The sequence below is a fragment of the Streptomyces sp. T39 genome (assembly GCF_008042045.1).
GTDB lineage: Bacteria > Actinomycetota > Actinomycetes > Streptomycetales > Streptomycetaceae > Streptomyces.
The window spans coordinates 1-9,269 of record NZ_RDBP01000204.1 but is presented as its reverse complement, the minus strand read 5'-3'; the positions used below and the strand labels follow the sequence as shown (position 1 = coordinate 9,269).

Below are 9,269 nucleotides of genomic sequence, written 5' to 3'. Positions count from 1 at the left end.
CCCACAACCCCTCCGGAGACACCACACCCCCCGGAAAACGACACCCCATACCCACCACCGCCACCGGCTCATGAGCGGGATCCGGGGCGTCGGAGCGGAATGCGGGGGGCAGGCCGGGTGATGTGGCCCGGGCGACCGGAGCGGTGAGGGCCAGCAGCCGGTCGACGACGGCCGCGGGGGTCGGGTGGTCGTAGGTGAGAGTGGGCGCGAGCGCGATCCCGAGGGCCGAGCCGATCCGGTCGCGGAACTCGACCGCGCCGAGCGAGTCGAAGCCGATCTCCTTGAACGCGCGGGTGAGCGGCACCGGTTCACCGGGTGCCAGCCCGAGGACCTCGGCGACGGCGTCCCGCACCAGGGCGGTCACCCGGCGCCGGTCGGGGGCGGCCTGCGCGGGGGCATGGTGCTCGCGGTCACCCGGCACGACGGGCAGCGGTTCCGTCGTGCCGGGTGCCGCGCCGCCGGCGGGACCGGGCTCCGCAAGGGAGGGCTGCGGCGCCCGTTCCGCCGTATCCGGTACGGCGTGGTGCCGTCCGGATTCCGTCTCCGGGAAGGGCCAGTGCCTTTTCCGGAGGAAGACGCGTGTGGGCAGGGCGACCCTGCGGCCGCCCGGGATCACGGCGGCCCAGTCCAGGTCACGGCCCTGCGCGTGGACCGTGGCGAGTGCGGCGGCCGCCGTCTGCGTCTCGGGTCTGCCGCGCCGCAGCGCGGCGGTGAAGGCGGCGTCCGGCACGGCGGTCAGCGCCTCGCGCGCCATCGACGCCAGCACCGCGTCGGGCCCGAGTTCGAGATAGGTCGCGCAGCCGAGGTCGCGCAGGGTCAGCAGGCCGTCGTGGAAGCGCACGGGTTCGCGGACCTGGCGGACCCAGTGACCGGGGGTGTCGATCCCCTCGGCCGGACGGCCGGTGAGTCCGGAGACCACCGGCGTCGCGGGGGCGCGGTAGGTGAGCCGCCCGGCGACTGCGGCGAAGTCGTCGAGCATCGGATCCATGTGCGCCGAGTGGAAGGCGTGGCTGACGGACAGCCGGCGGGTGCGGCGGCCACGGGTGCGCCAGTGCGCGGCGACGGCCTCGACGGCTTCCTCGTCACCGGAGACGACCGTGGCGCGGGGGCCGTTGACGGCGGCGAGACAGACGCCGGCGCCGTCCAGCAGGGGGACGACCTCGTCCTCCGCGGCCTCGACGGCGGCCATCGCGCCCCTGGCAGGCAGCTGCTGCATCAGGTCGCCACGGGCGGCGACGAGCGTGCAGGCGTCGGCGAGGGAGAGCACGCCCGCCGCATGGGCCGCCGCGATCTCGCCCACGGAGTGCCCGATGAGCCGGTCCGGTGCGACGCCCCGGTGGGCGAAGAGCCGGTGGAGCGCGACCGCGAGGGCGAAGAGCGCGGGCTGGGTGAACGCCGTGCGGTCGAGGAGACCGGCCTCCGGGCTGCCGGGGCGGGCCCACATCACGTCGCGCAGCGGCCGGTCGAGCAGGGGGTCGAGGTGTGCGCAGACCTCGTCGAGCGCCTCGGCGAAGACGGGGTCGGCCGCGTACAGCTCGCGGCCGGCGCCGAGGCGCTGTGCGCCCTGGCCGGGGAAGAGGAAGGCGAGGGGCGCCGCGCCGCCGTCCGGTCCGCCGGCGAAGCCGGTGACCGTGCCGGTGTGCCGGCCGCCGTCGGCGAGGGCGTCCAGTGCGGCGAGCCGGGCGTCCGCTCCGTCGGCGAGGACCACGGCCCGGTGGCGCAGCGGGGTACGGGTGGTGGCGAGGGAGAAGCCGATGTCCCGCGGCGACGCGTCGGGCACGGTCGCGAGGAAGTCGCGCAGTCGCGCGGCCTGGCGTCCGGTGTCGGCGGCGTCGCGGCCGGAGAGCACCCAGGGCACGGGCCAGGCCGCCGGGCGCGCCGCGGGCCCGCTCGTTGCGGCGTCCGCGGGGGCGGGCTCCCCCGGCGCCTCGGTGAGCAGGACGTGCGCGTTGGTCCCGCCCATGCCGAAGGCGCTGACCCCGGCGCAGCGCGGGCGTTCCCCGTCGGGCCAGGGAAGCGGGCCGGTGACGACGCGCAGGCGCAGTTCGCCGAGCGGGATGCGGGGGTGGGGGGTGTCGAAGCCCAGGCTGGCGGGGATGCGCCGGTGGGCGATGCCGAGTCCGGCCTTCAGGAGTCCGACGATTCCGGCGGCTCCCTCCAGGTGACCCACGTTGGTCTTGGCGGAGCCCACCAGCAGGGGGGTGCGCGCGTCGCGGGCGCTGCCGTAGGCGGCGCCGAGGGCGGCGGCCTCCACCGGGTCCCCGACGCGGGTGCCGGTGCCGTGCAGCTCCACGTACTGGACGTCGGCGGGCGCCGCCTGCGCGGCCGCGCAGGCGGCACGGATGACGGCCTCCTGGCCGCGGGGGCTGGGGACGGCGGTCCCGTCGCTGTCCTGGCCGTCGTTGTTCACGGCACTGCCGCGGATGACGCAGTGGACGCGGTCGCCGTCCGCCGTCGCCCGGGAGAGCAGCTTGAGCATGAGGACCACCCCGCCCTCGCCGCGGACGTAGCCGTCGGCGGCGGCGTCGAAGGTGCGGCAGCGGCCGTTCGGCGAGAGCGCGCCGAACCTCTCGACCGCGAGGGTGCCGCCGGGGTCGAGGACGAGGTGGATGCCCGCGGCCAGCGCGGTCCGCGACTCGCCCCTGCGCAGGCTCTCGCAGGCCAGGTGCACGGCGACCAGGGAGGAGGACTGTCCGGTGTCCACGCACAGGCTGGGGCCGCGGAGGCCCAGCGTGCGGGAGATCCGGTTCGCGAGCAGCGTGCGCCGGGTGCCGGCGAGCGTGTGCCGGGTGGTGGCGCCGGCGTCCCGGCGTGCGGTGAGCTGGGCGAAGTCGTCCGCCATGGCTCCGACGAAGACACCGGTCGCGGTGTCCCTCAGCGACCCGGGGGCCATCCGGGCGTCCTCGGCGCACTCCCAGGCGAGTTCGAGCAGCAGGCGCTGCTGGGGGTCGGTCTCGGCGGCCTCCCTCGGAGAAATTCCGAAGAATTCCGCATCGAATTCGGCGACATTGCCGAGAAATCCGCCGACCGGCTTCCCCGCGCGATTCCCAGGAATTTCCGCGGCCCCTTGGAGGGTGGGTACATTCCGTTCCTCCTGCATGGGGGAAACGGCGCTCAGACCCTCGATCAGCAGCTGCCAGAAAGCCGCCGGATCATCGGCTCCGGGAAGTCTGCACGACCATCCGACGACGGCCACGGGTTCGCATTCTTGCGCGTCCGTTCCGCCCGGCGCGGGATTTTCGGCGGGTCGTACCGCGTCCGTCCGCCCTGCCGCACCACGCATGAGGAACCCCCGATCCACGTGCACCGAACTGTGGTGGAAACTTTCCCAGAGGCCGTGTGGGCACGCACCTCCGATATTGCTCTGCTCAGCGCGCACACAGGGGGGGTGTGTAAATTCCGTGATACGGACAGGGGACGTCGGCTCTCCCCTTTCGGGTCGCCGACGCCCACCGTACGCACGGCGTACTGATCCTTTTCGTCACATCGCGGAGGCGAATTCCTCTTCCGCGAGTAATCGGGCGAGAGCCACCGTGCGATGACGGCTCGGTTCCCGCTCGGCGCACTCGGCCGCGTAGATCCTCAGCAGCGTGTGGAAGCGGTACCTGCCTCCGCCCGCCTCCTCGATCATGTGGTGGTCGGCGAGGACCTGGAGCAGCTGCGCCGCCGTCGCGAGGTCCGTCTCGGTGAGTGCGGCGCCCGCCGCGACGGTGATCAGCTCGCCCTGGTGGAGGCCGAGGAGCCGGAAGAGGCGGGCGGCGTCCGCCGGCAGCGCGTCGTAGACGACGTCGTAGGCCGCCCTGAGGCTGGCGGCGACGTCGTCCTCGACGGCCAGCCGGTCGAGGCGGCCCTCCTCGGCGGCGTGCTGCTGCACCATGTCCGCGAACGACAGCCGAGGATGGTCGGCAAGACCCTCGGCCGCGATCCGCAGGGCGAGCGGCAGACGGCCGCACATCTCGGCGAGCCTCGCCGCCGCGTCGCGCTGGCCCTCCATCCGTCCCTCACCGATGAGATAGGTGAGCAGCCGGACCGATTCGCCGAGGTCGAGCGGCTTGAGCCCGATGCGGTATGCGCCGTCCCGCACGACCAGGCCGCGCTGGGCCCGCCGGCTGGTGACCAGCACGCACGAGGGGCCGCTGGGCACCAGAGGGCGCACCTGCTCCGCGTTGACGGCGTCGTCGAGCACCACGAGCATCCGCTTGCCGTGCATCAGGCTGCGGTAGAGCGCGGTGCGTCCGGCGAGGTCGTCGGGGAGGCGGGAGTTCGGCACGCCGAGGCTGCGCAGCACCTGTGCGAGGGCGTCGAGGCCGCTCAGCGCCCGGTGGCGCGGGGCGCTGCCCTCCAGGTCGACGTAGAGCTGTCCGTCGGGGAAGCGGCCGGCCAGCCGGCGGGCGGCGTGCAGGGCGAGGGTGGACTTGCCGACTCCCGGGGCCCCTTCGAGGACCACCAGGGTGGGGCGCATCTCGCGCCGCCCGCCGCTCTGCGCGGTGAGCAGGTCGAGTTCGGCGAGCTCGGTCGACCGTCCGACGAAGCCCCGTGCGCTGTACGGCAGTTGTGCGGGGCGGACCAGGGTCTCGGTGAGGGGTGGTGCGGGGTTCCTGGTGTGGGGTCGACAGCTCTCGCGCAGGGCGGCGACGTCCGTGACCCGGCCCAGGAGATCCGGGTGGCCCTCCAGGATGTGGCTGTGCAGGGTCTGGAGTTCGATGCCGGGTTCCAGGCCCAGCTCCTCGCTGAGCAGCCGCCGGGTCTCCCGGTAGACGCCCAGCGCATGGGCCCGGCGGCCGCAGCGGTACAGCGTCAGCATCAGGAACCAGCGGAGCCTCTCCCGCAGGGGCTCCTTCGCGACCAGGTTGGACAGGACCGGGACGACCTCGGCGTGCCGGCCGACGGCCAGCATGTCGGCCGCCCACTCCTCGACGGCGGTCATCCGCAGCTCGCCCAGTCGGGTGCGCTCCATCTCCGCGAACGGACCGGGGACGTTGGCGTACGCGTCGCCGCGCCAGAGACCGAGTGCGGTGTCGAACTCGCGCAGTGCCTCGGGCAGCCGGCCCTGGCCGTGCAGCCGGCGGGCCTGGGCGTGGTGGCGTTCGAACAGCGCGGTGTCGACGTGGCCGGGGTCCAGGCACAGGGCGTAGCCGCCGCCCGACGAGACGAGCACTCCGCCCGACTCACGGCGTCCCCGTCCGGGGTCGAGGACCCTGCGCAGACCGGCGACGTAGGTGTGGACCCCGTTCGCCGCGGTCTGCGGGACGGCGCTGCCCCACACGGCGTCCACGATCTCCTCGACGCCCACGATCTCGTTGATCCGGCTCACCAGCACGCCGATCACGGCGCGTTGCTTGGGCGGGCCGAGCAGTATCTCCGTGCCGTCGCACCAAGCCCTGACTGAGCCCAGCAGTTCCAGCCGCATGATCCCCCTTGTCCGACAACGCCGATGACATCCGGACCGGCGCCGCTGCGCCGTGTCCGTTCGGTGAAGAATCGCGCCCCACTGTTACCCAGACATCACACCCGCGCCCCGTATCACTTCGTCCACAATCTGCGCTCCGAGCGCTGATTGCGCGCTGACCACAGCGCAACATCCAGCAAAGGTAGCCATGATTCGAACACCTGTCACCGCCCACATTGCTCAGCCGTCACAGCCGCTCGGAGGCGGCCGGTGACACGTGAACGAACAGGGCGGAGACCCTCCCCGCGACCGGACGCATCATGCCCCTTCACGGTTGTCCACGACCCCTGCGGCGTCGCCGGCAGCGGGTAGTTCCGGCCACCGTGCGAAGACGGCCACCGTGAAGAGAGAGGTGCCCCTGACCGGCCGACCGGTCAGGGGCACCTCGGGTCCCGGGACCTGCCGGGGCGTGCGGGCCCCTGCCCGCGAGGAACGCGGGCACCGCGGTCACGTGACCGGCCGGGGCGTGCGGGCCCCGGCACGTGTGGGGGCGTCGCCGCCCTCAGACGAACAGCGCGGCCATCGCGTCCAGGCTCCGCAGCGTGTCGTCCTCGGGGACGGTGGGCAGCGTGAACAGGATCCGGTCCGCGCCGGCCTCGACGATCGAGGCGACCACCTCGCGGTCCGGCGGCACCTGGTACGCCGTCACCGGGATGTAGCCCCGGCCCCGTTCCTCCGCCCGCCGGCGGAAGTCGGCGATGACGGGACCGAGCGCATGCTCGCCCTCCCTCATCATGGGCAGCCAGATCAGGCCCCAGTCGTCGCCGTAGTCGAGGACCCGTTCGACGGCGGCGGGGTGGTTGCCGCCCACCATCACCGGCGGGTGCGGCCGCTGCACCGGCTTGGGCCAGGAGAACACCGGGTCGAAGGAGACGAAGTCGCCGTGGAACTCGGCCTCCTCCTCGGTCCACAGGGCCTTCATGGCGAGGACGCGTTCCCGCATCAGCGCCATGCGGGTCCTCGGTTCGGTCCCGTGGTTGCGGATCTCCTCGCGGTTCCAGCCCGCGCCTACCCCGGCCACGACCCGGCCGCCGGAGATCAGGTCGAGGGAGGCGATCTGCTTCGCCAGCGTCAGGGGGTCGCGCTGCGCGACCTGGAAGACACCGCCGCCCAGCAGCAGTCGCTCCGTGACCACGGCCGCCGCGGTCAGCACCACGAACGGGTCGATCGTGCGGTACAGCTCCCGCATCAGCTCCCCGCCGCCCGGCCACGGGGTCTCCCGCTTCACCGGGATGTGCGTGTGCTCACCGACGAAGAGCGACTCGAAGCCGCGCTCCTCCAGTGCCCTGCCCAGGCTCGCCGGTCCGATCCCCTCGTCCGTGACGAGCGCCGACACACCGAATTTCATGAGTGGTTCCCCTGCTCGATCCGTGTGCCGGGGTGCCGGCACGGCACCTTCTCAGGCTCCGGCCGGCTCGCCCGCGCGCGCGATCGGGACGGTGTCGGACACTCCCTCGGCGCGGACGACCTTGCCGTCGCGGATGATCCAGAAGTGGACGAACCGCACGTTGAACTCGTTTCCGGTCTCCTTGAAGCGTCCGCTCCACCAGCCGAGCGCGGTGACCCAGTCACCGGACGGGAGCAGTTCCTCGACGTCGAACTTGGCCTGATCGAGGTGCCCCAGGGCACTGGCGAAGTACGCCTTGGCCCCGTCCAGCCCCTTGTAGTCGCCCTCGGACCAGGGCAGTGACTTGGGGGCGACGATCTCGACCTCGGGGTCGCACGTCCCGAGGACCATCTCGATGTCGAAGGCGGTCAGGCCCGCGTAGAGGCGCTTCACCGTGTCGACAGGCTGTTCCGTCATGCTTCCTCCAGAGTTCGTCCGGCTGGTGGCCGGGTGGTACGGGCTGGGAATGCGCGGGACGCGCGGTCGCGAAGCGGCCCGTCACGCGACCGGACTGGTCACGGCATCGGGGCGGCGCGTCACGGCGGGGGATCTGCGGGCCGCGCGCAGCGAGCGCGCGATCAGGCCGGGCCGCAGCAGCGCGGACGGCGGCGCGAGCATCTGCTGCACCTCCAGCATGACGCGGTGCACGTCGACCGAGGTGTGGCTGGCCCGGGTCACCTGACCGACGTACCAGTTGGCCACGTCCGTGCCGAATGCCTTCGGGCCCACCGTCTCCGGGAAGATGAAGTCGCCCGCGGTCGAGATGCGCCACGGCATCTCCAGGAGCTTGCCGACCGCCCGGAAGTACGTCCGGGTCATCTCCTCGGTCGGGCCTCCGCAGCGGTCGAGGCTGTCGCCCAGTTCGAGGGCCTCCAGGATGGCCACGGTCATGCCCTGGCCGTAGAGCGGGTTGAAGCTGCACACGGCGTCGCCGATGGCGACGTATCCGGCCGGGGGCCGGCGCAGCCGCTCGAAGTAGCGTCTGCGCGAGTTCGGGTACGTGTAGCGCAGGGCGTTGCCGGGGTCCACCGGCTCGGACCGGGCGAGCAGGTCCTTCATGTGGGACGTGGGCAGACCGGCCGCGAACTCGGCGAAGCCGTCCGGGTCGGTCGGCGCGTAGGACCGGTGCCAGCCGCCGAGGGTGATGATCCACCGGTCGTCCTCGACCGCGAACGCCGCCGCGGCGCGCTTGTCGTTCGGCCCGATCGAGGCCATGAGGAAGAGCAGACCGCCCATCTCGGTGAGGCGGTCGCCGGGTGAGCGGTGGAGCATCCGGCTCGAGTAGCCGACGTCGATCTTCACCGTGTCGACCTCGGGGGCCTGGCAGCCGACCTGCTCCAGCCAGCGGTCGCCGCGGTCGCTGCGGCCGGTGGCGTCGACGACCAGATCGGCCTCGATCACCTCTCCGTCGTCCAGCTGCACCCCGGTCACCCGGCCGGGGACGCCGACCACCTGGGTGACCGCCGCGTCGTCCCGCAGCGAGGCGTTGGGCAGCGCGCCCACCCGCCGCCGCAGCGAGTGCTCCAGATAGGCCCGGGTCAGGCTGACGCCCATCATGCCCGTGGCGTACGGGATGCGGAACGCGCCCATCTGGTGGAAGAGCAGGTCGTTGCCCGGGTCCCAGGGGACGGCGCCGCCCGCGGTCAGCTCCGCGGTCAGTCCCGGGAACACCTTCTCCAGCGCGAGCCGGCCGCCGATCAGCAGGGCGTGGCTGTGACGCGCCTGCGGGACGCCCTTGCGGTTCGCGGCGTCGGACGGCAGGACGTCCCGGTCGAGCACGGTCACTCTCTCGAACCTGCCGGCCAGAGCACCGGCGGCGGTGAGCCCCGCGACGGAGCCTCCGACGACAACCGCATGCTTACCGAGCACCACGCGAACACCCCCACCTTCACGAGCGGCCCACTGCCGCTCCTGGATCACCGGGTCTCAGGTGAGTCTGCGTCGGCCCGCCTCGGCGGAGCGCCTCCGTGGTTGCTCAATCGCCCCACCGGCCCCTGCCGGAGCACCACGGACATCCGCGCACGGCTGCGCACCCGGCCGCTCCGAGCGCGCGTCCCCCCGGGTCCGTCCGGGCGGGCCCGGACGGACCGCGGCACCGGACGCGACCTCGCCGCGGCCGACTTCAGGCCACCGACACCCGGCCGTTCGGCCACGCGCCCGCGGCCGGACACCGGATGCGCCGCCGCGCGGCGAGGTGGCCCGCCGACTGCCCGCACGGGTCGCGGAACCCGCACCGCACACCGCGGGCAGTACCGCGCCGCCGGACCGAGGCGCCGGACCGAGGTGCCGTCGGAGCCCCGGCACGGAACGCGGAGGTCCGGCGGCGCGGTACTGCCCGCAGTGTGCGGTGCGGGTTCCGCGACCCGCGCGGGCAGTCGGCGGGCCACCTCGCCGCGCGGCGGCGCATCCGGTGTCCGGCCGCGGGCGCGTGGC

Annotated in this window: 5 protein-coding genes; all 5 read right to left on the bottom strand. The window is 73.5% G+C overall.

Annotation, left to right across the window (positions count from 1 at the left end):
* Nucleotides 1-3,196 (bottom strand): type I polyketide synthase (locus EAO77_RS36920; RefSeq protein WP_187283594.1); only part of this gene is annotated, 3,196 nt, incomplete at its 3' end.
* A 285-nt stretch (nucleotides 3,197-3,481) separates the two neighbouring features.
* Nucleotides 3,482-5,410, bottom strand: a complete 1,929-nt coding sequence (locus EAO77_RS36915; protein WP_147992636.1) for an AfsR/SARP family transcriptional regulator — start codon at nucleotides 5,408-5,410, stop codon at nucleotides 3,482-3,484.
* A gap of 541 nt (nucleotides 5,411-5,951) precedes the next feature.
* On the bottom strand, nucleotides 5,952-6,797 hold the full coding sequence (locus EAO77_RS36910) for an LLM class F420-dependent oxidoreductase (protein ID WP_147992635.1): 846 nt from the start codon (nucleotides 6,795-6,797) through the stop codon (nucleotides 5,952-5,954).
* 51 nt (nucleotides 6,798-6,848) lie between these two features.
* Nucleotides 6,849-7,253, bottom strand: a complete 405-nt coding sequence (locus tag EAO77_RS36905) for a nuclear transport factor 2 family protein (RefSeq protein ID WP_147992634.1) — start codon at nucleotides 7,251-7,253, stop codon at nucleotides 6,849-6,851.
* A gap of 81 nt (nucleotides 7,254-7,334) precedes the next feature.
* On the bottom strand, nucleotides 7,335-8,708 hold the full coding sequence (locus EAO77_RS36900) for an NAD(P)/FAD-dependent oxidoreductase (protein ID WP_222723752.1): 1,374 nt from the start codon (nucleotides 8,706-8,708) through the stop codon (nucleotides 7,335-7,337).
* Between the last annotated feature and the right edge of the window lie 561 nt (nucleotides 8,709-9,269).